General features: G+C 70.2%; 18 protein-coding genes and 1 pseudogene. 8 read left to right on the top strand and 11 right to left on the bottom strand.

Translation table 11 applies throughout. From position 1 onward, the window contains the following. The first annotated feature begins 43 nt into the window (after positions 1-43). Positions 44-2500 (top strand): DNA gyrase/topoisomerase IV subunit A, encoded by a 2457-nt coding sequence (locus tag AQJ84_RS38635; RefSeq protein ID WP_053190928.1) that lies wholly within the window; start codon positions 44-46, stop codon positions 2498-2500. Here the strand turns inward: AQJ84_RS38635 and AQJ84_RS38630 are convergent. After that, complete coding sequence (locus tag AQJ84_RS38630; protein ID WP_030038969.1) at positions 2497-3570, bottom strand: CobW family GTP-binding protein; 1074 nt, start codon at positions 3568-3570, stop codon at positions 2497-2499. The genes AQJ84_RS38635 and AQJ84_RS38630 overlap by 4 nt on opposite strands. Before the next feature lie 318 nt (positions 3571-3888). Between AQJ84_RS38630 and AQJ84_RS38625 the strand changes: the two genes are divergently transcribed. Then, positions 3889-4449: a DUF6082 family protein gene (locus AQJ84_RS38625; RefSeq protein WP_030038968.1), complete on the top strand. Its 561-nt coding sequence runs from the start codon at positions 3889-3891 to the stop codon at positions 4447-4449. Between the two features lie 217 nt (positions 4450-4666). Next, entirely contained in the window at positions 4667-4906 is a 240-nt protein-coding gene (locus AQJ84_RS38620; RefSeq protein ID WP_030038967.1) for a hypothetical protein, read from the top strand. Between the two features lie 118 nt (positions 4907-5024). Here the strand turns inward: AQJ84_RS38620 and AQJ84_RS38615 are convergent, their stop codons facing one another. Next, entirely contained in the window at positions 5025-6191 is a 1167-nt protein-coding gene (locus AQJ84_RS38615) for a citrate synthase/methylcitrate synthase (protein ID WP_053190924.1), read from the bottom strand. Positions 6192-6313: 122 nt separating this feature from the next. Between AQJ84_RS38615 and AQJ84_RS38610 the strand changes: the two genes are divergently transcribed. The 4 genes from AQJ84_RS38610 (at position 6314) to AQJ84_RS38595 (ending at position 11079) form a co-directional block, all read left to right on the top strand. Further along, on the top strand, positions 6314-7573 hold the full coding sequence (locus AQJ84_RS38610) for a citrate synthase (RefSeq protein WP_053190921.1): 1260 nt from the start codon (positions 6314-6316) through the stop codon (positions 7571-7573). Positions 7574-7626: 53 nt separating this feature from the next. Then, positions 7627-8571: a sucrase ferredoxin gene (locus AQJ84_RS38605; protein ID WP_053190918.1), complete on the top strand. Its 945-nt coding sequence runs from the start codon at positions 7627-7629 to the stop codon at positions 8569-8571. A 154-nt stretch (positions 8572-8725) separates the two neighbouring features. After that, complete coding sequence (locus AQJ84_RS38600) at positions 8726-10402, top strand: ATP-binding protein (RefSeq protein ID WP_030038962.1); 1677 nt, start codon at positions 8726-8728, stop codon at positions 10400-10402. Beyond that, entirely contained in the window at positions 10399-11079 is a 681-nt protein-coding gene (locus tag AQJ84_RS38595) for a response regulator (RefSeq protein ID WP_030038961.1), read from the top strand. The genes AQJ84_RS38600 and AQJ84_RS38595 overlap by 4 nt, the downstream gene beginning before the upstream one ends. 138 nt (positions 11080-11217) lie before the next feature. Here the strand turns inward: AQJ84_RS38595 and AQJ84_RS38590 are convergent, their stop codons facing one another. The 4 genes and pseudogenes from AQJ84_RS38590 to AQJ84_RS38580 form a co-directional block, all read right to left on the bottom strand. After that, positions 11218-12810: a solute symporter family protein gene (locus AQJ84_RS38590; RefSeq protein WP_030038960.1), complete on the bottom strand. Its 1593-nt coding sequence runs from the start codon at positions 12808-12810 to the stop codon at positions 11218-11220. Beyond that, entirely contained in the window at positions 12807-13367 is a 561-nt protein-coding gene (locus AQJ84_RS38585; protein ID WP_030038959.1) for a DUF485 domain-containing protein, read from the bottom strand. The genes AQJ84_RS38590 and AQJ84_RS38585 overlap by 4 nt, the downstream gene beginning before the upstream one ends. 60 nt (positions 13368-13427) lie before the next feature. After that, positions 13428-13544, bottom strand: a pseudogene (locus AQJ84_RS44560) (DNA-binding response regulator); the annotation flags it as partial. A 185-nt stretch (positions 13545-13729) separates the two neighbouring features. Then, a complete protein-coding gene (locus tag AQJ84_RS38580) occupies positions 13730-15850 on the bottom strand; it encodes a DNA gyrase/topoisomerase IV subunit B (RefSeq protein WP_030038958.1) in 2121 nt (706 codons plus the stop codon). A 438-nt stretch (positions 15851-16288) separates the two neighbouring features. Between AQJ84_RS38580 and AQJ84_RS38575 the strand changes: the two genes are divergently transcribed. Then, a complete protein-coding gene (locus AQJ84_RS38575) occupies positions 16289-16519 on the top strand; it encodes a DUF7455 domain-containing protein (RefSeq protein ID WP_030038957.1) in 231 nt (76 codons plus the stop codon). Positions 16520-16667: 148 nt separating this feature from the next. On the opposite strand, the gene AQJ84_RS38570 is transcribed toward AQJ84_RS38575, so the two are convergent. The 5 genes from AQJ84_RS38570 to AQJ84_RS38550 all read right to left on the bottom strand — a co-directional run bounded on the left by AQJ84_RS38570 (position 16668) and on the right by AQJ84_RS38550 (position 23371). Then, a complete protein-coding gene (locus AQJ84_RS38570) occupies positions 16668-17504 on the bottom strand; it encodes a S1 family peptidase (RefSeq protein WP_053190916.1) in 837 nt (278 codons plus the stop codon). A 123-nt stretch (positions 17505-17627) separates the two neighbouring features. After that, entirely contained in the window at positions 17628-19163 is a 1536-nt protein-coding gene (locus tag AQJ84_RS38565) for an RNA polymerase sigma factor (RefSeq protein WP_030038956.1), read from the bottom strand. Positions 19164-19589: 426 nt separating this feature from the next. Next, positions 19590-20480 carry a FadR/GntR family transcriptional regulator gene (locus AQJ84_RS38560; protein WP_078631680.1) on the bottom strand — a complete coding sequence of 297 codons (891 nt, stop codon included), beginning with the start codon at positions 20478-20480 and terminating at the stop codon, positions 19590-19592. A 162-nt stretch (positions 20481-20642) separates the two neighbouring features. Further along, positions 20643-22514: an ABC transporter ATP-binding protein gene (locus AQJ84_RS38555; protein WP_053190913.1), complete on the bottom strand. Its 1872-nt coding sequence runs from the start codon at positions 22512-22514 to the stop codon at positions 20643-20645. 98 nt (positions 22515-22612) lie between these two features. Then, positions 22613-23371 (bottom strand): NUDIX hydrolase, encoded by a 759-nt coding sequence (locus AQJ84_RS38550; RefSeq protein WP_030038954.1) that lies wholly within the window; start codon positions 23369-23371, stop codon positions 22613-22615. Positions 23372-23463: the final 92 nt, after the last annotated feature.

The raw sequence follows: 23463 nt of genomic DNA, 5'->3' as shown, positions 1-23463 counted from the left end.
CGCGTCAGATCCCGTCACACGCCCCAGCAAGGAGCCGGCAGCGATGGCCCGCCGCAGCACGAAGACCCCGCCGCCCGACGACTCGTACGAGGAGAAGATCCTCGACATCGACGTCGTCGACGAGATGCAGGGCTCCTTCCTCGAGTACGCGTACTCGGTCATCTACTCCCGCGCCCTGCCGGACGCCCGCGACGGCCTCAAGCCGGTGCATCGCCGCATCGTGTACCAGATGAACGAGATGGGCCTGCGTCCCGAGCGCGGCTACGTGAAGTGCGCCCGTGTCGTCGGCGAGGTCATGGGCAAGCTGCACCCGCACGGCGACGCGTCGATCTACGACGCCCTGGTGCGCATGGCCCAGCCCTTCTCGATGCGCGTCCCGCTGGTCGACGGCCACGGCAACTTCGGATCGTTGGGCAACGACGACCCGCCCGCCGCCATGCGGTACACCGAGTGCCGCGCGGCCGAGGCCGCGAGTCTGATGACGGAGTCCATCGACGAGGACACGGTCGACTTCGCGCCCAACTACGACGGCCAGGAGCAGGAGCCGGCGGCGCTGCCCGCGGCCTTCCCGAACCTCCTGGTGAACGGCGCCTCGGGCATCGCGGTCGGTATGGCCACGAACATGCCGCCGCACAACCTGGCCGAGGTCATCGCGGCCGCCCGCCACCTGATCCGCCACCCGAACGCGGACCTCGAGACCCTGATGCGGCACATCCCCGGTCCCGACCTGCCGACCGGCGGCCGTATCGTCGGCCTCTCCGGCATCCGGGACGCGTACGAGACGGGCCGCGGCACCTTCAAGATCCGCGCGACGGTCTCGGTGGAGAACGTGACGGCCCGCCGCAAGGGCCTGGTCGTCACCGAGCTGCCGTTCACCGTCGGCCCCGAGAAGGTCATCGCCAAGATCAAGGACCTGGTCGGCTCGAAGAAGCTCCAGGGCATCGCCGACGTCAAGGACCTCACCGACCGCGCGCACGGCCTGCGGCTGGTCATCGAGATCAAGAACGGCTTCGTGCCGGAGGCGGTCCTGGAGCAGCTGTACAAGCTGACGCCCATGGAGGAGTCCTTCGGCGTCAACAACGTGGCGCTGGTGGACGGCCAGCCCCTCACCCTCGGTCTCAAGGAGCTCCTGGAGGTCTACCTCGACCACCGCTTCGAGGTCGTGCGCCGCCGCAGCGAGTTCCGTCGCGGCAAGAAGCGCGACCGGCTGCACCTGGTCGAGGGCCTGCTCACCGCGCTGGTGGACATCGACGAGGTCATCCGCCTCATCCGCTCCAGTGACAACTCCGCCGAGGCCAAGCAGCGCCTGATGGAGCGGTTCTCGCTGTCGGAGATCCAGACCCAGTACATCCTCGACACCCCGCTGCGCCGCCTCACCAGGTTCGACCGCATCGAGCTGGAGTCCGAGAAGGAGCGGCTGAACGCGGAGATCGCGGAGCTGACCCGGATCCTGGACTCGGACGCCGAGCTGCGCAAGCTCGTCTCCGCCGAACTGGCCGCGGTGGCGAAGAAGTTCGGCACCGAGCGGCGTACGGTCCTGCTGGAGTCGGCCGGTACCACCGTGGCCACCGTGCCGCTCCAGGTGGCCGACGACCCCTGTCGCGTCCTGCTCTCCTCGACGGGCCTGCTGGCCCGCACCGCGAACGGCGAGCCGTTCCCACAGGACCCCGACGCCCGGCGCACCAAGCACGACGTGATCATTTCGGCGGTGCCCGCGACGGCGCGCGGCGAGGTGGGCGTGGTGACGTCCTCCGGCCGTCTGCTCAGGGTGAACGTGGTGGACCTGCCCCAGCTCCCGGACACCGTGACGGCTCCGAACCTCTCGGGCGGCGCCCCGCTGGCGGAGTTCGTCTCGCTGGAGGGCGACGAGACGGTGGTCTGCCTGACCACGCTCGACGAGTCCTCTCCCGGTCTGGCGATCGGCACCGCACAGGGTGTCGTCAAGCGGGTGGTCCCCGACTATCCGGCCAACAAGGGGGAGCTGGAGGTCATCACCCTCAAGGAGGGCGACCGGATCGTCGGCGCTGTGGAGCTGCGCACCGGCGAGGAGGATCTGATCTTCATCACGGACGACGCCCAACTGCTGCGCTACCAGGCCTCCCAGGTCCGTCCGCAGGGCCGTCCGGCCGGTGGCATGACGGGCATCAAGCTCACCGAGGGCGCGAAGGTGATCTCCTTCACCGCCGTCGACCCCGCCGCGGACGCGGTGGTGTTCACGGTGGCGGGCTCACGCGGCACGCTGGACGACTCCGTGCAGACGACGGCCAAGCTGACCCCGTTCGACCAGTACCCGCGCAAGGGCCGTGCCACCGGTGGCGTCCGCTGCCAGCGTTTCCTGAAGGGCGAGGACTGTCTGTCCCTGGCCTGGGCCGGGCCCGTCCCGGCGAAGGCGGCGCAGAAGAACGGCACCCCGGCGGACCTCCCGGAGATGGACCCGCGCCGCGACGGATCGGGCGTCTCGCTGGCGAAGACGGTCGCGGTGGTGGCCGGGCCGGTCTAGGCCTCCTCGAAGGCCTCTTCGGCCCCTTCCTCCGGTTCCCGCACGTAGCGCAGAACGCCCCACATGCCCCGCTCGTCGGCGTGTGGGGCGTCGCTCTTGCACGCCTCCAGCTCCTTGCCGAGGACCGGAACGTCGATGCCGGAGCCGATGAGCACCAGCTGCGTGCGGCGGTCGTCGGCCGGTGCCCAGGGTTCCGGGTAGAAGCGGAGGAACCGCCCGACGGCGTGCACGCAGTAGCGGTTCGCGGGGTCGTACGGCCCGAAGTCGACATACCCCTTGATCCGGTACAGCCCCTCGGGCCTGCTGTCGAGGAACCGCATCAACAGGCGAGGGTCGAGGGGGACTTCGGAGACGAAGGACAGGCTGTCGTAGCCGGTGTGCAGATGGTCGCGGTGTTCGTGCCCGGGGTGGTCGTGCTCCCCGTGGTGGTGCAGGTCGTCGAAGGACAGCTGTCCGAGGCGCTCCTCGCTCGGCCGGCAGTCGAAGAGGAACTCGGGATCGATGCGGCCGTAGCGCGCGGGCACCACGGCGGCCCGGTCGACGAGGGAGCGGACCAGCCCGATCACCCGCTCCCCGTCCTCGGCCCGGTCGAGCTTGTTGACGACGACGAGGTCGGCGAGGGCGAGGTGCCGGTCGATCTCGGGATGCCGCGCGCGGGTGTCGTCGAACTCGGCGGCGTCGACGACCTCGACCAGCCCGCCGTACACGATGCCGGGATGCTCGCTGGCGAGCACCATGCGCACGAGTTCCCGGGGTTCGGCGAGCCCGCTGGCCTCGATCACGATGACGTCGATGCCCAGAGAGGGCTGTGCGAGCCGCTCCAGGTACTCGTCCAGCTCACTGGTGTCGACGGCGCAGCACAGACATCCGTTCCCCAGGGAGACGGTGGAGTCGCCGAGGGCACCGGCGACGGCCATCGCGTCGATCTCGATGGCACCGAAGTCGTTGACGACGGCGCCGATGCGGCTCCCTCCGCTGCGGTGGAGGAGGTGGTTGAGCAGTGTGGTCTTGCCTGAGCCGAGGAATCCGGCCAGGACGACAACCGGGATCTGCTGCGGGCTACGGCTCAACGCGCTACCTCTCTCACGCCACCGCGTACGCCGGACTGTCCGCCTGCGCACGCACGAGGATTGAATGCCCACCCAGGATACGAGCCGGAAGAATCACCGCTGAGTGAACGATTGTTAGCAGCTCTTGCGGGGCAGACGTTGGGGAAGGCGCCGGTTCGTGCGACCCTCGCTTCCCTCCGTGCGCCTCCTCTCCGCCTCCCCCGCCGATCAGAGCCGCTCGGCACTCTGGGAGACAAGCGCCGCCCTCCGCTCGCCGGTCCCCTTCAGTCGACCCGCACCCCGACGACCGGCGGACGGCCGCCTGATTCGGGGGTTGACATGGCCACACGGAAGAGTGGAACACGGGGGTTCGCCACACCACTGGCAGCCGGCCTGGGCCTGGTGACCGGAGCTCTCACCGCCCTGTCCGCACAGCACCGCACGCTCCGCTCAATGCGCGAACGGCTGGACCACCTGGAGAAACAGGTGTCCCACAGCCAACGCCAAACCAACCTGGCCAACCAGCAACACCTGCACTGGGAACTGCTGAGCAAGGCCATCGACAGCCCGGAGCTGGCCGAGGTCCTGGACATCTTCGAGGTGCCCGCGTCGCAGCGCAAACGCCGCCAGTACCTGTTCGCCAACGCGCTGTACACGAATCTGCTCTTCTACTACCGGATCGGCAATCTCAGCCGCGACGAGGTCTTCGGCCGTATGCGAGGTCTCCTGCAGAACCCGGTGGTGAGGGAGTACTGGTTCGCCACGCGTGGGCAACGGGCCACCCTCCCCGAGGGCTCCGACGAGGCCGAACTGGGCCATATGGTCGACGACCTCCTGCGGCAGCTCGACGAGGCGGACATCGACGAGTGGTGGGTGGTGGGAGAGCCGCCGGGCGAGTAGGGCGCGCCGCCGAGGAAATCACACCCTCGGGCCATAACGAACAGGTCAAGTTCCCAGTTGACTCCTGTGCCACTGGGGTTGACTCACGCCTGATCGCGTAGAGCGACCCCACAAGGCGTCACTCACGCCGCCGGATGACGAGCGCACCCCACAAGGCTGCTTCGTACGCCGCAGCCGTCGTGTGCACTCGTCAGCCGTGGACCAGAGGGAAGCAACAGTGAGTCAGATCATCCGTCGGATCGGTGTACCTCCGTGCGACAGGGGGAGCACAGGGGGAGGCAACTGCCCGGACATCTTCGAATTGGCCGACGGAAGTTTCGCCGTCATCGGCAGGGACGCCACGGACTCCCTCGATCCCGACCTCCCCGCCGACGCCTCGCGCGCGGACTACGAGCGCATCGTGGTCATCACCCGAGACACGCTGATCCGCGCCAAGGCCGACATCCCCGACGCGTGAGACTTCGCGCGCGGCCTTCCTGACCATGGGCATTCCTGAAGTGTGAGTACCGCTCCCGGGTCCGGCACCGTTCGGTGCCGGGCCTCAGGTGATCTACGGTGCCGAGCATCCGGTGCCGTCAGGCCTCCACGGGCACAGCCACCGGCGCCCCCGGCCCCACATACCGCGCCACCGGCCTGATGATCTTCGAGTCCGCCGCCTGCTCCAGGAGGTTGGCGCTCCAGCCCACCATCCGTGCCGCCGCGAACGTCGGCGTGAACATCTCCCGGGGCAGGCCGCACAGCTCCATGACCACGCCCGCGTAGAACTCGACGTTGGTGTGCAGTTCCCGGCCCGGCTTCAGTTCCGCGAGGATCCGCTCGACGTGGCGCTCGACCTCTACCGCGAAGTGGACGCGGGGACCGCCGAACCCCTGGGCGATCTCGCGCAGCATCCGGGAACGGGGGTCCTCCGTGCGGTAGATCGCGTGGCCGAAGCCCATGATGCGTTCTCCGGCCAGGACCCGCTCGCGGATCCAGGAGTCGATGCGGTCGGGTGTCCCGATCTCGTCCAGGGTGTCCAGCGCACGACTGGGCGCGCCTCCGTGGAGCGGCCCGGACAGCGCCCCCACCGCTCCCACGAGACACGCCGCCACGTCGGCACCGGTCGACGCGATGACCCGCGCCGTGAAGGTTGATGCGTTGAACCCGTGATCAATGGTTGATATCAAGTACTGCTCGACCGCCCGGGCCCGCGCGGGCTCCGGCTCCGAACCGGTCAGCATGTAGAGGTAGTTCGCCGCGTACGACAGGTCCTCGCGCGGTTCCACCGGCTCGAGCCCGGCACCCAGCCGGTGCAGCGCGGTGAGCAGCGTGGGTACGGCCGCCGCCGCGACGACGGTGTCCGCGCGACGCCGGTCCGCGTCCAGGTCGTACACCGGACGGAAACCCTTTGCCGAGCCGAGCAGTGACAGCGCGGTGCGCATGCCGGCGAGCGGACCGGAGTCCGCGCCCGCGGCGGCGATGCCGGGCAGCGCGGCCCGTACCGCGCCGGGCAGCCGCCGCAGTCCGGCCGTCTCGGCGGCGAAGGCGGCGGAACGCTCGGCGTCCGGCAGTTCGCCGTGAACCAGGAGATGCCAGACGTCCTCGAAGTTGCGGGTCTTCGCGAGTTCGACGGCCGAGTACTGGCGGTAGTGATAGAAGCCCTCGCGTCCTCGCACGTCACCGATCTCGGTGTCGGTGACCACGACACCCGCGAGCCCCCGTGGCACGTCGATCAGTGTGGCTGTGGACCTGTTGTCGGACATGATTCCTCCCTCGACTTGATCCGACTGTCCATGGTTGACTGAATTCCTGTCAATATTGATTGAATCAATGTATTGGTTCAATGTCCGATCAATGAGCCAAGCTGCGGATACGGTGACGTCCTATGCGCGATCAAGAACCCCTCCCAGGCCCCGCCGGACAGCGGCTGAGCACGAAGGAGGCCGCCGAACTCCTGGGTGTGAAGCCCGAGACCGTCTACGCCTACGTGAGCCGCGGACAGCTCACCAGCCGTCGCGTGCCGGGCGGACGGGGCAGCACCTTCGACGCCAAGGAGGTGGAGGCGCTCGCCCGGCGAAACCGGCGGGACGGCGGCGGGAGTCCGGGGGCCGCCAGCGGCGAACTCTCCGTACGCACGCGCCTCACGTTGATCGACACGGACCGGTACTACTTCCGGGGCGTCGACGCGACCGAAATGGCCGCACGGCACACCTACGAGGAGGTCGCGGAATGGCTGTGGACCGGGCAGCTGCGCCCCGGCGTCACCTTCACGGCACCCGAGACAGCCGTGGCCACAGCCCGCCGCGCGGTGAACGCCCTCCCCGAGCACACCGCTCCCACCGACCGGTTGCGGGTCGCCGCGATCGCCGCGGCGGCTGCGGACCCGCTCCGCTTCGACCTCTCCGAGGAGGCCGTCCTCGGCACCGCTCGCGTCCTCATCCCCACGCTCGTCGCCGCCCTGCCCCGGGTCCGGCACGACCAGGACGACAGCGGCCCGCTCGCCCACCGGCTGTGGCCCCGGCTCAGCGGGTGGCCCGCCGACGAGGCGTCCCTGCGCGTCCTGGACACCGCACTCGCCCTGCTGGTCGATCACGATCTCGCCGCCTCCACGCTCGCCGTCCGCGTCGCGGCGTCGGCCCGCGCACACGCCTACGCGGCCGTCTCCGCGGGGCTCGGCGTGATCGAGGGGCCCCTGCACGGCGCGGCCGGAGGGCTCGCCCACCGGCTGCTGCTCGACGTGCTCGACCACGGCAGCGCGGCCCCGGTGATCGCGGACGAACTGCGGGCCGGCCGCCGGATCCCGGGGCTCGGCCATCGCCTCTACGCCGGTGAGGACCCACGCGCGCGTGCGCTGTTCGGTCTCCTGGAGCAGATCCCCAAGGCCGAACCCGCCCTCGCCGCGGCCCGGGACATCGTGGCCACCACCGCCCGCCACGCCCCGCTGCACGCCAACGTCGACCTGGCACTCGCCGTGCTCACCGCCTCGTCCGGCATGCCCGCCACCGCGAGCGAGACGATCTTCGCGGTGGCCCGTACGGCGGGCTGGATCGCCCACGCCCTGGAGGAGTACGGGGAACGCCCCCTGCGCATGCGCCCGAGCGGCCACTACGTCGGTCCGAGGCCTCCGCGCCCCCTCCCGGAGTAGGACACACCCCCGTCCGGACGTCACGCGCGGGAAGTCAGGTTAGGCTCACCTCTGTGAGTACGTGCTCAACCGTCTCCCGAGAGCTCGACGAGCCCATCTCCGGGACCGCGGCCACGGCGAGTACCTGGCTGCTGCTGGAACAGCCCGGCCCCTGGGGTGCCAAGGCGCTCACTTCGAGCCACCTGGACCCCGCGCTGGGCCGCGCGCTGGACGCGTCCGCCAAGGGCACGGGCGTACGCGTCGCGCTCATCCGCCGCCCCGGCCGGCACGCCGACAGCGGCAGCCCCACCACACGTCAGGTGTACGTCGCCCACACCCGGCCCGGGAACGCCTGGCTGCACGCCGCCACCACCTGCGATCCCCGCCGGCTGCTCGAGCTCGACCTCGACGCGCTCGGCAGGGGCGACCACAGCAGCTTCGACGCGGCGCTCGACGGGCGGCCCCACACCGGCGGGCCGCTCGCGCTCGTGTGCACCAACGGCAAGCGGGACCGCTGCTGCGCGCTCCTCGGCCGCCCACTCGCCGCCGAGCTGGCCGCCTCCGGTGTCGAGGGCGCCTGGGAGGTCACCCATCTGGGTGGTCATCGCTTCTCGCCGACGCTGCTCGTCCTGCCGTACGGCTACGCCTACGGCCGGGCCGAGGCCCATGCCGTCAAGGAGGTCCTGCACAGCGTCCAGGAAGGCCGGATCGTGGTGGAGGGGTGTCGTGGGAGCTCCGCCTGGGAACGGCCCGGCCAGGCGGCCGAGCTGGCCGTGCGCCAGGCGGTGCGCGAGTACGCGGCGGACGCCCTCGCCGTCATCCGTACGGAGGGGGCCGCCCCTCGCTGGGAGGTGACGGTCGCGCACGCGGACGGACGCCGCTGGCGTGTCGTCGTGGCCCAGAGCGCGTCTCTGCCGCCCCGCGAGGAGAGCTGCGGGGCATCCGTACTCGGCTCGCCCGCGCGCATGGACGTGGTGGCAGTGCGTGAACTGGGCGCCAGGACGGCACTGGCGAGCTGAGGTGATCGCCTCCGCCGATCGCATCGACCGCGCGTAGGGCGTGTACCGGCGCCGGTACGGAAGTGAACGCGCTTCACCTGCCACATGTGTTGATCAAGTAATCCACGCCACACCCCCTACGGCAGCCGGCGCGCACCCACGTACCTTCATGGGTATGAGCCGCACTCCCCCCTCCCGTCGCCTGCGTCTCGGCCTGCCGAGACGCGCGTTCTCGCAGGTGCTGCTGATGCAGCTGGCGATCGCCGCGGGAGTCGCGGTGCTCGTGACCGGTCTGTTCCTCGCCCCCCTCAGCGACCAGCTGGACGACCAGGCCATGCGCAGGGCGCTGGCGATCGCGCAGACCACGGCCGCCGAGCCGCGGATCGCCCAGGAGGTCAAGAACACGCCTCCGACGGCTGACGGCCCCGTCCAGGAGGCGGCGGAGCGGATCCGCAGGGCCACCAAGGCCGAGTACGTCGTGGTGATGGACTGGCGGGGCGTGCGCTGGTCGCACCCCACTCCGGACCAGGTCGGCCGAACCGTCTCGACCGACCCCGGCCCGGCCCTGGCGGGCAAGGAGGTCATGGAGATCGACAGCGGCACACTGGGCCGCTCCGCGCGTGGCAAGGTGCCCCTGCGCGACAGCGCCGGCAAGATCGTCGGCGCGGTCTCGGTCGGTATCCCGTACGACAGTGTGCGGGCGCGGCTGATCCACGCGATCCCGGGGCTGTTCGCGTACGCGGGCGGCGCCCTGGCCGTGGGCGCGCTGGCCGCCTGGCTGATCTCCCGCCGGGTCCACCGACAGACCCGGGATCTGGCGTTCTCGGACATCTCGGGTCTGCTCGCGGAACGAGAGGCGATGCTGCACGGCATCCGGGAGGGCGTCGTCGCCCTGGACCGCACCGGTCGCGTCCGCCTCCTCAACGACGAGGCGCAGCGCCTGCTGGGCATCGGTGACGAGGCGGTCGGTCGCTCTCCGGACGAGGCACTCGGCGAGGGACGGACGGCCGACGTTCTCGCCGGCCGGGTGACGGGCACCGACCTGCTCACCGTGCGCGGCCAGCGCGTACTGGTCACCAACCGCATGCCCACGGACGACGGCGGTGCCGTCGCCACCCTGCGCGACCGTACCGAGCTGGAGCAACTGGGCCGGGAACTCGACTCCACGCGCGGCCTGATCGACGCACTGCGCGCCCAGGACCACGAGCACGCCAACCGCATGCACACGCTGCTGGGGCTGCTCGAACTGGAGATGTACGACGACGCCGTGGAGTTCGTCGGAGAGGTCGTCGGCGACCACCGCGCCACCGCCGAACAGGTCACCGAGAAGATCCAGGACCCCCTGCTCGCCGCCCTGCTGGTCGGCAAGGCGACCGTCGCCGCCGAGCGCGGTGTCGCCCTGTGGGTCGCGGACCGCACCCGGCTGCCGGAGCGACTGGTCGACCCGGGCGGACTCGTCACGATCCTCGGCAACCTGGTGGACAACGCCCTGGACGCCGTCGCGGGCACACCGCACGCGCGCGTGGAGGTCGAGTTGCGCACCGAGGGACGTACCGCCGTCCTCAGAGTGCGGGACACGGGGCCCGGCATCCCGGTGGAGCACCGCGAGTTGGTCTTCACGGACGGCTGGTCCACGAAGGAGCCGCCGGCGCATCGCAATCGCGGTATCGGCCTCTCCCTGGTGCGCAGGCTCGCCGAGCGGCAAGGTGGCAGTGCCACGGTCGGGGAGGCGGGCGGCGGGGGCGCGGAGTTCACGGTCGTCCTGCCCGACGCCCTGACAGAGCCCGAACCGGAACCGGCTCTCACCGCCTGGCCGGCCCAGCTGTCCGCCCCCGAGGAGGAGTCCCGATGATCGAGGTCCTGGTCGTGGACGACGACCTCCGCGTCGCCCGGGTCAACGCCGCCTACGTCGAGAAGGTGCCGGGCTTCCACGTGGCCGGCGAGGCGCACAGCGCGGCGGAGGCGCTGGCGCAGCTGGCGGCGCTGGCCCACGTGGACCTCGTCCTGATGGACCACTACCTGCCCGACCAGACGGGTCTCACGGTCGTCCAGGAGATGCGCCGACGCGGCCACCAGACCGACGTGATCATGGTGACAGCGGCGCGGGACATCGAGACCGTGCAGGCCGCCATGCGGCAGGGCGCACTGCAGTACCTGGTCAAGCCGTTCGCCTTCGCGGGCCTGCGCGCCAAGCTGGAGGCGTACGCGCAGCTCCGCCGCACCCTCGACGGGGGTGGCGAGGCGGAGCAGGCCGAGGTGGACCGCATCTTCGGCGCCCTGTCCGCGCCGTCGGAACCCGAACTGCCCAAAGGCCACTCCCCCACCACGGCGGAGCTCGTACGCCGCTCCCTCATGAGCGCCGAGGGCCCCCTGTCCGCCCAGGAGATCGCCGAACGCACCGGGGTGAGCCGCCAGACCGCCCAGCGCTATCTGAAGCTCCTGGAGCGCACAGGGCGGGCCCGACTCACCCTCAAGTACGGCGACGCGGGCCGCCCGGAACACCGTTACGTGTGGGCGACCCGCGCCTGAGGGCACGGCCGTGGGGGCGGGGGAAGGGACCGTGCCCGCCCCTACATACGGATGCGGCCCCCCAGGACGTCAGCTGCGGCGGCCGAGTATCCGTACGACGGTCGGACTCCGAGCCGTACGACGATGAAGGCGCCGGCCCTACGCGGCCCCCGCCCCCGTGAGGGACCGCACCTCCGTCTCCGCGTGCTTGGCCTCGTCGGGCTGTTCCGCCGAGGTGACGGTGCCGAGCCAGCCCGCGACGAAGCCCAGGGGGATCGAGACGAGGCCGGGGTTCTGCAGCGGGAAGTACTGGAAGTCGACGCCCGGGAACAGTGATTCGGGACTGCCCGACACCACCGGCGACAGCAGCACCAGCATCACGGCCGGGATCAGCCCGCCGTAGACGGCCCAGACGGCGCCGCGGGTGGTGAAGCCTCGCCAGAACAGCGAGTAGAGCAACACCGGCAGATTGGCGGAGGCGGCGACGGCGAAGGCGAGGCCCACGAGGAACGCCACATTGAGGTCGCGCGCCAGCAGACCGAGCCCGATCGCCACCACCCCGATGCCGACGGCGGCGGTGCGGGCCACGGCCACTTCGCTGCGCGGCCTGCCACGCGGGCGCCGCAGCGAGGCGTACAGGTCGTGGGCGACGGACGCGGAGGAGGCGAGCGTGATCCCGGCGACCACGGCGAGGATGGTGGCGAAGGCGACGGCGGCGACGATCGCGAAAAGAACCGTTCCTCCCGTGGAGTCCGCCCCGCCGCCCACGTCGAGGGCCAGGAGCGGTACGGCTGTGTTCCCGGCCGCGTTCGATCCGCGTACCGCTTCGGGTCCCACGATCGCGGCCGCGCCGAACCCGAGGACGATCGTCATCAGGTAGAAGCCGCCGATGAGTCCGATCGACCACACCACCGAGCGCCGGGCGGCCCGCGCGGTGGGCACGGTGTAGAAGCGGGACAGGATGTGCGGCAGCCCGGCCGTGCCGAGCACGAGGGCCAGTCCCAGGCTGATGAAGTCGAAGCGGGCCGTCCAGTCCCCGCCGTATTTCAGACCCGGGGCCAGGAACGCTTCGCCGTGACCGCTGCGCTCCGCAGCCGTGCGCAGCAGCTGGTCGAAGTCGCCGTGGAACCGCATGAGGACGAGCACGGTCAGCACGATGGTGCCTCCGAGCAGCAGGACCGCCTTGACGATCTGAATCCAGGTGGTGGCCCGCATCCCTCCGAACGACACATAGATCACCATGAGCGCGCCGACCCCGATGACGGTCCAGGTCTGCGCCGCCGCGCTGGTGCGCCCGAGCAGCAACGCGACCAGGCTGCCCGCTCCGACCATCTGCGCCACCAGGTACAGAACGGACACGGTGACCGAGGAGGTTCCCGCCGCGATCCGTACCGGCCGCTCGTTCATCCGTGCCGCGACGACGTCGGCGAGGGTGAACCGCCCGCAGTTGCGCACCAGTTCGGCGACGAGGAACAGCACGACGAGCCAGGCGACGAGGAAGCCCACCGAGTACAGCAGCCCGTCGTAGCCGTAGAGGGCGATGAGTCCGGAGATGCCGAGGAAGGACGCGGCCGACATGTAGTCGCCCGCGATGGCAAAACCATTCTCCATGGGTGAGAAGAGCCGGCCGCCCGCGTAGAACTCCTCCGCCGAACCGTGCCGGTGCCGGCTCACCCACGTCGTGATCCCCAGCGTGACGGCGATGAACATGCTGAACAGGAACAACGCCAGCGTCTGGTGGTCCCCCGTCACGACACACCACCCCGGATCCCGCGCGTCAGCTCCTGGGTGTCCCAGCGCAGTTCGAGCGCGGCGCGGTCCCGGCGCAGCCGCGCGTGCCGCGCGTACGCCCAGGTGAACAGGAAGGTCGTGAGGAACTGGCCCAGCCCCGCCACCATCGCCACGTTCACCGCGCCCGCCACGGGGCGCGCCATCAGCCCGGGTGCCGTGGTAGCGGTCACGACGTAGGCGAGGTACCAGACGAGGAACACGGCGACCGCCGGCACCACGAACCTCCGGTACCGACGGCGCACTTCCTGGAATGCCGCGCTGCGCTGCACCTCCAGATACACCTCGGCCGCGGCGAGAGCAGGTGCCGCGTGCTCCTGGCGGGCCGACGGCACCGCTGACGCGGGCGCGTCGGTGCCGGCCGACTCGCCCCAGCCGGATGCCAGCGCGTCGTACCAGGGGTCGTCGTACCTCACCCGTTCCGGCCCCTCGGCGGGCGCCGGACCATGACCGTCGTGACTGCCGACCGGACTCTCGGCACCACCCCCGCCTCCGCGAGGGCGAGCGTTGCTTGGCTGCATGCCCAAGGATGGACAGAACGGGAAGATCTCTGACTTCTCTTCCCCGCGCTCTTCACCCCATCAGGTGACTCCCCCTGCCGGTGGCCGTGCACGACCCTTGGCGTACGCGTAACGCACCGCCTGCGCCCGGCCCTTGAGTCCGGTCTCGGCCAAGAGGTTGTCGAGGTGCGTCCTCACCGCACGCGACTCCCGGAACAGCCACTCGTCGTCCGCGTGCAGCGGGCATCCGCAGCTGCGTCAGCACCACATCAGGTGTTCACGGACCACGGCCTGGCCCGGCCCGTCCGCGACCACCACCCGCGCCGCGCGCTCGGGCCCGCCTCCTGGGCCCGGGCCTCACCGGCCCGAGCCCAGCGCGGCGACTAGGCGTCGATGCGCGACCGGTCCAGCGTCGCGGCCGAGCTGGAGATGAACTCCTTGCGCGGTGCCACGTCGTTGCCCATCAGCAGGTCGAAGACCTGCTCGGCGGCGTCCAGGTCGGAGAGGTTGATGCGGCGCAGGGTGCGGTGGCGCGGGTCCATGGTGGTCTCGGCCAGCTGGTCGGCGTCCATCTCACCGAGGCCCTTGTACCGCTGGATGGAGTCCTTGTACCGGATCCCCTTGCTCTGGAACTCGAGGAGCTTGTCGCGCAGCTCGCGGTCCGAGTACGTGTAGACGTACTTGTCCTGGCCCTTCTTCGGCTGGATCAGCTCGATGCGGTGCAACGGAGGGACCGCCGCGAACACCCGTCCGGCCTCGACCATCGGCCGCATGTAGCGGTGGAACAGCGTCAGCAGCAGCGTCCGGATGTGAGAGCCGTCGACATCGGCGTCGGTCATCATGATGATCTTGCCGTAGCGGGCCGCGTCGATGTCGAAGGTGCGGCCCGAGCCCGCCCCTATGACCTGGATGATCGCCCCGCACTCGGCGTTCTTGAGCATGTCCGTCACGGACGACTTCTGAACGTTGAGGATCTTGCCGCGGATCGGCAGCAGCGCCTGGAACTCGGAGTTCCGGGCGAGCTTGGCCGTGCCGAGCGCGGAGTCTCCCTCGACGATGAAGAGCTCGCTGCGCTCGACGTCGTCACTGCGGCAGTCGGCGAGCTTGGCGGGCAGCGACGAGGACTCCAGGGCCGTCTTCCGGCGCTGGGCGTCCTTGTGCTGGCGTGCCGCGATCCTCGTACGGGCGGCGGCGACGGCCTTCTCCATGACGACCCGGGCCTGGGCCGCGGCATCCCGCTTCGTGGACGTGAGGAACGCCTTGAGCTCCTTGGTGATCACGGTGTTCACGATGCGACGGGCCGCGGAGGTGCCGAGCACCTCCTTGGTCTGGCCCTCGAACTGCGGCTCGGCGAGCCGGACCGTGACGACCGCGGTGAGGCCCTCCAGTGCGTCGTCCTTGACGATGTCGTCCTCGGCGACGCGCAGCAGCTTCTTGGCACGCAGCACCTCGTTCATCGTCTTGGCGACGGCCTGCTCGAAGCCCGCGACATGGGTGCCGCCCTTGGGGGTGGCGATGATGTTGACGAACGACCTCAGCGTCGTGTCGTAGCCGGTGCCCCAGCGCAGCGCGACATCGACACCGAGCTCCCGGGTGACCTCGGTGGGCGTCATCTGGCCGTGGTCGTCCAGGACCGGGACGGTCTCCTTGAAGGTGCCCTGGCCGGAGAAGCGGAGGACGTCACAGACGGGCTTGTCGGTGGCCAGGTACTCGCAGAACTCGCTGATGCCGCCGTCGAAGCGGAAGGACTCCTCACCCTTGCTGCCGCCCTCGCCGAGACCGTACTCGTCACGGACGACGATGGTCAGGCCGGGGACCAGGAAAGCGGTCTGGCGGGCGCGCTGGTGCAGGTTCTCCAGGGAGAGCTTGGCGTCCTTGAGGAAGATCTGGCGGTCGGCCCAGTAGCGCACGCGCGTACCGGTGCGGGTCCTCGGGATCTTCTTGACCTTGCGCAGCCCGCCCGCTTCGAACTTGGCGTCCGGGCCCACGGCGGCGAAGGCTCCGGGGACGCCCCGCCGGAAGCTGATGGCGTGGGTGTGTCCGCTGCGGTCCACCTCGACGTCGAGTCGCGCGGACAGGGCGTTCACCACGGAGGCACCGACACCGTGCAGACCACCGGAAGCGGCGTACGAGCCGCCGCCGAACTTGCCGCCGGCGTGCAGCTTGGTCATGACGACCTCGACACCGGAGAGGCCGGTCTTGGGCTCGACGTCGACCGGGATGCCACGACCGTTGTCGCGGACCTCCACCGAGCCGTCGTCGTGGAGGATCACATCGATGTGGTCGCAGTAGCCCCCGAGGGCTTCGTCGACGGCGTTGTCGATGATCTCCCACAGGCAGTGCATCAGACCACGACTGTCGGTCGAGCCGATATACATGCCCGGGCGCTTGCGCACGGCCTCGAGCCCTTCGAGGACGAGCAGGTGCCGCGCGGTGTAGTTGGACCCGTCCCGGTCTGCTCCTGCCAGCAGAGCTGTGGACGGCACGGACGTCTCGGCGGTCACGCGGTTCGCTCCTCGCTGAATTTCAGGTGGGGCCCTTCTGGGTAAGGGCGCGGCTTGGGTTGCCGCTCAGAGGGTACCGAGGCCTGGTAGAGCCGATGTAACGCCACCCTCGTCTGAGCTCACCCTAGTCCAGAGTCGTATGCATGTTCGATCCCTCGAAGGAGTGAAGTACATATCACGTTCCCTTCCAGGCATGAACCATTTAGGCTCCGGGCACGTCCTCATGAACAACCGGCAACCCAGCCGGAGGACCGACACCGACCGACAGCGCGAACCCGTAAGCATCGAAGACACGCAATACGGCACATTCGCCGCCAACCGGCAGCAGACAGCCGCCCCGGAGAAATTTTTCGAGGAAAAGCCCCGAGCGGGAACGTTTTCGGGCTGGTTGGATGTTGACCCTGGTACGACAGCTCGTCGAGCTAGAGAAGAGGCGACGTGACTACTGTTCTGACCCCCGCGAGCCAGCTGACGGCCGCTGACCGCTGCGACCGCTGCGGCGCCCAGGCGTACGTACGCGTCGTGCTGCTCAGCGGCGGCGAACTGCTCTTCTGCGCCCACCACGGCCGCAAGTTCGAGCCGGAACTCAAGAAGATCGCCGCTGAGATACAGGACGAGACGGAGCGACTCACGACCGTTCCGGCATCCGTCTCCGAAGAAGAGCGCTGATCACTCGCGTCCACGACGAGCCAGCACCGGCAAGGCCGGCGAAGGGCGGCCGCCCCTGACCCCAGGGGCGGCCGCCCTTGCTCATCCCTTCGGAAGCCCTCAGCGCCCCTCAGGCGCTCCTACGCGGCTTCCCGGCCTCGGCATCGTTTCAGCCCCCGCGGGCCTCGTTCAGGGCCCGCACGACGTCTGACACACGCGTGTAGACACCGGGGCTTCCCGCACGGCCGCAGCCGCTCCCCCAGGACACGAGGCCGATGAGCCTCCCGTGAGCGACCAGCGGGCCCCCGCTGTCCCCCTGGCAGGCGTCGCGGCCTCCCTCTTCCCGCCCGGCGCACAGCATGGTGTCCGCCTGGTAGGTGCCGTCGGCGCTGCCTGGATAGGCCTCCTCGCACCGCGCGTCGGCCAGCACGTTCACGCGCGCCCCGCGCAGACTGTGCGCGTAGTCACCGCCACCGGTCACATCCCCCCAGCCGTACACCGTGGCGGACGCTCCCGGCCGGTACGCCGGGTCGCCGGCGGCCGCCATCGCGATGACCGAGCCCTGCGGCAGGGGCGCGGCAAGACGGAGCACGGCGAAATCACCCGCGTTGCTGGACGGGTCGTAGTCCGGGTTCACCCAGGCGCCTCGCACCAACACCTCCTGGCCCCGGTCGGAGAGGAGGTCCGTGCGCCCCTCGATCACCTTGAGGTCGCGGGCACGGTTCGGTGGGGCGCCGAGAACCTCCTCACTCAGACAGTGGGCCGCGGTGAGGACGATGGTCGGGCTGACCGCCACACCGCCGCAGAACTGCCCCGCCCGCGTACCCCCGAACCGGTCACGGCTCGACAGCGCCACCGTCCACGGGCTCTCGGACACGTCGACGGGGAAACCGCCGACGACGATGCTGTCGGCGGCTACGGGGGCGGCGGACACCAGTGGTATGGCCGTCGCCACGGCTGCCAGAACCAGCGGCCGGGCCAGCGCCCGGGCAATGCGACACCGCATGCCTGCTCCTCACTCCGGGGTGATGATCGGAGACCCAGCGTCATGCAGAGCGCGGCGGGGCGCAGCACGAAGGCCCGGCTCCCCTCCAGGGGGTTCCGGGCCTCGGTGTCGTACGACAGCGACCTAGTCGAGGTAGTCGCGCAGCACCTGGGAGCGCGACGGGTGGCGCAGCTTCGACATGGTCTTGGACTCGATCTGGCGGATGCGCTCGCGCGTCACGCCGTACACCTTGCCGATCTCGTCGAGGGTCTTCGGCTGACCGTCGGTGAGACCGAAACGCATGGAGACGACGCCCGCCTCACGCTCGGAGAGGGTGTCCAGGACGGAGTGCAGCTGCTCCTGCAGGAGCGTGAAGCTGACCGCGTCGGCCGGGACGACGGCCTCGGAGTCCTCGATGAGGTCACCGAACTCGCTGTCGCCGTCCTCGCCCAGGGGGGTGTGCAGCGAGATGGGCTCGCGGCCGTACTTCTGGACCTCGATGACCTTCTCAGGGGTCATGTCGAGCTCCTTGGCCAGCTCCTCCGGGGTGGGCTCGCGGCCCAGGTCCTGGAGCATCTGGCGCTGCACGCGCGCGAGCTTGTTGATGACCTCGACCATGTGCACCGGGATACGGATGGTGCGGGCCTGGTCGGCCATCGCGCGGGTGATCGCCTGACGGATCCACCAGGTGGCGTACGTGGAGAACTTGTAGCCCTTGGTGTAGTCGAACTTCTCGACCGCGCGGATCAGACCGAGGTTGCCCTCCTGGATGAGGTCCAGGAACAGCATGCCGCGGCCGGTGTAACGCTTGGCCAGGGAGACCACCAGACGGAGGTTGGCCTCCAGGAGGTGGTTCTTGGCGCGGCGGCCGTCCTCGGCGATGATCTCCAGCTCGCGCTTGAGCTTCGGGGCGAGCTTGTCGGCGTTGGCGAGCTTGTCCTCGGCGAACAGGCCGGCCTCGATGCGCTTGGCGAGCTCGACCTCCTGCTCGGCGTTGAGCAGCGGGACCTTGCCGATCTGCTTGAGGTAGTCCTTGACGGGGTCGGCGGTGGCACCCGCCACGGCGACCTGCTGGGCGGGCGCGTCGTCCTCGTCGTCGTCGGAGAGGACGAAGCCCTTGTTCTCGGCTCCCTCCTCTTCCTCTTCGCCGGGCTTGACGTCCTCGAGGACCTCGTCCTCGGCGACCTCGGCGTCGTCCTTGCCGGCGGTCGTCTTCTTGGTCGCCGTCTTCTTGGCGACGGTCTTCTTCGCGACCGCCTTCTTGGCGGTCGTCGTCTTCTTGGCGGCGGCCTTCTTCGCAGGCGCCTCGTCCTCGACGGCGGGCTCGGCGGCGGGTGCCGCCGAGGTGGCGGTGGCGGTGGTCTTCTTGGCCGTCACCGTCTTCGCCGCGACCGTCTTGGTGGCGGTGCGCTTGGCCGGACTCTTCGCTGCGACGCTCTTTCGGGTGCGCTTGGGTTCCGCGGCACTGACCATCAGCGTCACACCCTCTTCCTCGAGGATCTGGTTGAGGCTGCGCAGTACGTTCTTCCACTGAGTGGCCGGAATCTGGTCAGCTTCGAAGGCCCGACGCACGTCATCGCCGGCGATCTGCCCCTCAGCCTTTCCCCGCTCAATGAGCGCCATGACAGAGACGGACTCGGCGATCTCCGGCGGGAGCGTACGGGATGTGCTGGCCGACACGAACAACCTCTCGGAACGTTGGAAAACGGCTTCCGGCCCCGTCCACGACGGACAGGAGCCGACCACCGGCCTGGAAACGGGCCGACGGCGCGGGCGGGGGCCGGGAAGATGCACAGCGCCTTGAACGGCGTCCGTATTCCCTCCGCGGCTGTCACCTCTTAGGTCATCGCGCTGCTCCCGCGAGCGTTACGCCCAATCTGCGTGGCCCGAGTCACACCCCGTAAGCGCTCAAAAACGGTCAGACACGGGCAGAGGAGGTCAGTCGTGGCCTCAAGCTGGGCGCCCCCTGGCAGGCGGCCACCTCCGCCACACGTCGGACCCCGCAGGATTCCCGAAGGATCCAGCGGGGTCCGACGGGAGGCGGTTGGCAGGCCGGGCGATGCCACAGAGGGAGGCACCGCCGGCTGCACCGCCCACGGTGCGCGGTCAGTGTTCGCGCGGGGCGGGCACCACACGCTCCACCTCGGGATGGACGGTGAGCAGTTGCCGCATCGCCGCCTCGGCCGCGACGGCGTCGCCGGTGGCGAGGGCGTCGACGATCCGGCCGTGGTGGGCCAGCGAGGCCTCGGTCGGTCGGTCACAGCCGGTGACCGGATTGCCGGAGACCTGGAGGGCGGCCGACACGATGCCGGAAAGGTGCTCCAGCATGCGGTTGCTCGCGACCTGGATGAGCAGGGAGTGGAACTCGGCGTCCGCGCGCGAGAAGGTGAGCGCGTCACCCTGCGCCAGGGCGTGGCCCATGATCTCGACCATGTCGCCCAGCCGCTGCTGGACGTCCTCGCGCCCGTGCCCGGCGGCGAGGCGGGCGGCGAGGGGCTCGATCGTCCACCGCAGTTCGCTCAGCTCGCGGCGCTGGTCGTCGCGCTGCGGCCCGTAGGCCCGCCACTCGATGATGTCCGGGTCGAGAAGGTTCCAGTCGCTGACGGGGCGCACGCGCGTGCCCACGTTCGGGCGGGCGCTGACCAGGCCCTTGGCCTCCAGGACGCGGAGCGACTCACGGACGACGGTGCGGGAGACCTCGAATCGCTGGCCGATCTCCTCGGGCACCAGCGGACGGTCGGCCCCCAGATCGCCGGAGACGATCATCTGGCCGAGCTGCTGGACGAGTTGACCGTGCAGCCCGCGCCCGCGGCTGCCTGCGGCTCGTCGGCCCACGCGGCCCAGCTCCGACGGGTCCACACCCTCCCAGGAAGGGGCGACGCCGACACGGTCGGCAGCCGCCTCCGCGTAGGGGTAGCGGTCTAGTTCGCCCGGGCCGGCGAGACCGGAGTCTGCGGAGCGGGCGGCGGTCATCATGGTGTGCGCAAGGGTACTCACGGATCCTTTGTCGGCTCCGTCTCCAACTCCCTTGAGGTCTTTGGTGAAAAGCACACGAAAGGGTGATCGCTCACCCCGTCGCAATTGACGCCTTATCGGAAAGAAATGTGCTTTCCGCGGGGAGTTGCGCGCATTGCACAACCCTAAGGGTGCGGACGGTCGTCATCGGACCCTGCCGCGCAGGGTCGTGAGCAGATATGCGCAGAGCAGAGCGGTCAGCGACAACGTCAGCGCCCCACCGACAGGTTGGACGAGCACGCGCACCGCCGCCGACAGATAGCGCTCTCCACCGAAGGGCCACTGCAGCAGGAACACCTCACGAAACCGCGCGGGAAAGCCGGCCGCCGACCGCACGGACGCCCCCTCCAAGGCCTTTTGTACGAGAGGTACGACGAGAACGGGTACGGCGACCACCGCCGCGAGTCCGGCCGTGGTGGACCGGAAGGTTCCTGCGGCCAGAACACCGGCCCAGGCGCACCCCACCACCAGCCCGATCCAACTGGCACCCAGCGACAACCACTCGGCCGGAACCTCCGCGAGCTCCCGGCCGTAGACGAGATAGAGCACTTCCGCGTCACAGCCCACCGTGAGGAAGGCCAGCAGCAGTGCGGTGGCCGCCGAGACCAGGAGTTTCGCGGCGAGCAGCCCCAGCCGGCGGGGCACCGTGCCGCGGTCCGCCGCCAGGGCGGGGTGACGGAACTCGTCGCCGAAGGCGAGCGCCCCGAGCAGTCCCGCGCCCAGCGCCGCGGGCGGGAGCGGCAGCTCCCGCGGCCAGGCCGCCAGCAGCCGCGACTGCGGGGTGTGTCCGATACGTGCCAGGGCTACGGCGGTGAGGGCGGAGGTGACCAGGACCGCGGCGCCGGTGAGGAACCCGGTCCCGATCCCGGCGGCGCGACGGAGCTCGTAGCGCAGCGGCCGCAGAGGACTGGGCGCCGGACGAACGGAGATGGGGGGCGGGAGGGGGGACAGGGGATCGAAGTTCTTGACGGCTTCGGCGGAACGCGTCGCTGCGGAAGGGCTTGCTTCTCTCTCGCTCGCATCGGTGACCGTTCCGGCTGGTCCGGGCAACTGGGACGGGCCGCTCCCCCGGTCCGCGCCACCCGGCTGCGCCCCGTCGTCGGGCGCATGCACCTCTTCCGAGGGGGCCTGCGTCGCACCCGGTCCCATGTCACCGATCTCGTCGGCGAGTTGGTGGACGAGGACGCCGTGGCGGAAGGCGGACTCACCGACCTCGGCACACGTACTGCCGTACACGGACAGACGATTGCCTCCCTCCCGAACGACCTCGACCGAGCGCTGGGCGGTACGGGCCTCCTTGGCGAGCAGAGCGGCGAGGCGGGCGGCATGGGGGCTGCGGACGGCGACGCGGGGGCGTAGCCGGGTGCGGGCGAACTCCGCCGATTCCTGGTCGGCGACGAGCCTTCCCCCGTCGAGCGTGACCACACGGTCGGCGGCGCGTGCCGCCTCCTTGGGTACGGCCGTGGTGAACAGAACCGTGCCGCCTTGAGCGGCGTGCGCCCGCAACATCCCGTACAGCCACTGGCTCTCGCGGGCGGAGAGACCGTGGGCGGGGTCGTCGAGCAGGAGGGTGTGCGGATCGGGGAGCAGCGCGCACGCCAGTCCGAGACGTCGGTCCATGCCGCGCGAGAGGGTGCCGAGCCTTTCGTCACGCAGGCTGACGAGACCGACCACCTCGAGGACCTCGTCCGCACGCCTGGCCGGGACGCCCGCCGCGGCGCACAGCATGCGCAGGTGCCCGCGCACGGTGCGGGCGGGATGGCCCGGCACATCACCCAGGAGCACGCCGACCTCGCGCGAAGGATGCGCGATGCGGTGCAGGGGACGGCCTCTGAAGTAGGTGATGCCACGGCCCTGTTCGAGTTCGAGCATCAGTCTGAGGGCTGTCGTCTTGCCCGAGCCCGCCGTTCCGAGGAGCGCGGTGACACGGCCTGCGCGCGCTTCGAACGAGACGTCGTCGATCGCGGGCGGAAGGTCCTTGCGGGAGTTGCTGGTCAGTCCGAAGGCCTGGATCACCCGTAGCAAGATAGCGCGCTATGTCCGTTTTTTCGGGCATCGCGAGGCCCGCTGCACGGTGAAAGCATGGGCGGCCCGGTGCCTCGATCGGGCCCCTGTCACACCTCGGGGCGCAGCATCGGCGGGTTGAGCAAGGTGGCACCGCCGGCACGGAAGAGCTGGGCGGGGCGGCCTCCCTGACGGGTGGTCGTACCGCCGGTGGGGACCAGGAAGCCGGGCGTGCCCGTGACCTTGCGGTGGAAGTTGCGCGGGTCGAGCGCGACACCCCACACCGCTTCGTAGACCCGCCGCAGCTCTCCCACAGTGAACTCGGGCGGGCAGAACGCGGTCGCCAGGGACGAGTACTCGATCTTGGAACGGGCTCGCTCCACCCCGTCGGCCAGGATCTGGGCGTGATCGAAGGCGAGTGGCGCCACCGGTTCGCCGTCGCGGCCGTAGCCGCCCTGCTGCAGCAGTTCCTCGACGGGCGCCCAGCGTGCGTTGCTGGCGTCGCCACCCGCGCGGGGCGCGGGCAGATCCGGGGCGAGGGCGAGGTGAGCGACGCTGACCACCCGCATCCGGGGGTCGCGCTTGGGGTCGCCGTAGGTCGCGAGCTGCTCCAGGTGTGCGCCGTTGTCCTGCACGGGGACGGCCGGGTCGTGCGCGCGCAGCCCTGTCTCCTCGGCCAACTCACGAGCCGCCGCCTGAGCCAGATCCTCGTCGGCCCGCACGAATCCGCCGGGAAGAGCCCAGCGCCCCTGGAACGGCGGCTCGCCCCTGCGTACCGCCAACGCGCACAGAGCATGGCGACGCACGGTCAGCACGACCAGGTCCACGGTGACGGCGAAGGGCGGGAAGGCTGACGGGTCGTAGGGCATGCGGCGATCATAGTCGTCTGCCTGACGATAAACACTCCCTTCGTCCGTATCCGCAGCTGGTCGAGGGCCCTTCGACCAGGGCTTCCCGGCTG

Source organism: Streptomyces resistomycificus (genome assembly GCF_001514265.1).
Taxonomy (GTDB): Bacteria; Actinomycetota; Actinomycetes; order Streptomycetales; family Streptomycetaceae; genus Streptomyces; species Streptomyces resistomycificus.
Note: the sequence above shows the minus strand (reverse complement) of the source record. Positions and strands in the feature narration are given on the sequence as shown.

Excerpts from the sequence above, each read along its gene's own strand:
- AQJ84_RS38600 (WP_030038962.1), top strand. The coding sequence starts at position 8,726 with ATGAGCCGCACTCCCCCCTCCCGTCGCCTGCGTCTCGGCCTGCCGAGA.
- AQJ84_RS38635 (WP_053190928.1), top strand. The coding sequence starts at position 44 with ATGGCCCGCCGCAGCACGAAGACCCCGCCGCCCGACGACTCGTACGAG.
- AQJ84_RS38595 (WP_030038961.1), top strand. The coding sequence starts at position 10,399 with ATGATCGAGGTCCTGGTCGTGGACGACGACCTCCGCGTCGCCCGGGTC.
- AQJ84_RS38610 (WP_053190921.1), top strand. The coding sequence starts at position 6,314 with ATGCGCGATCAAGAACCCCTCCCAGGCCCCGCCGGACAGCGGCTGAGC.
- AQJ84_RS38615 (WP_053190924.1), bottom strand. The coding sequence starts at position 6,191 with ATGTCCGACAACAGGTCCACAGCCACACTGATCGACGTGCCACGGGGG.
- AQJ84_RS38550 (WP_030038954.1), bottom strand. The coding sequence starts at position 23,371 with ATGCCCTACGACCCGTCAGCCTTCCCGCCCTTCGCCGTCACCGTGGAC.
- AQJ84_RS38570 (WP_053190916.1), bottom strand. The coding sequence starts at position 17,504 with ATGCGGTGTCGCATTGCCCGGGCGCTGGCCCGGCCGCTGGTTCTGGCA.
- AQJ84_RS38585 (WP_030038959.1), bottom strand. The coding sequence starts at position 13,367 with ATGCAGCCAAGCAACGCTCGCCCTCGCGGAGGCGGGGGTGGTGCCGAG.
- AQJ84_RS38625 (WP_030038968.1), top strand. The coding sequence starts at position 3,889 with ATGGCCACACGGAAGAGTGGAACACGGGGGTTCGCCACACCACTGGCA.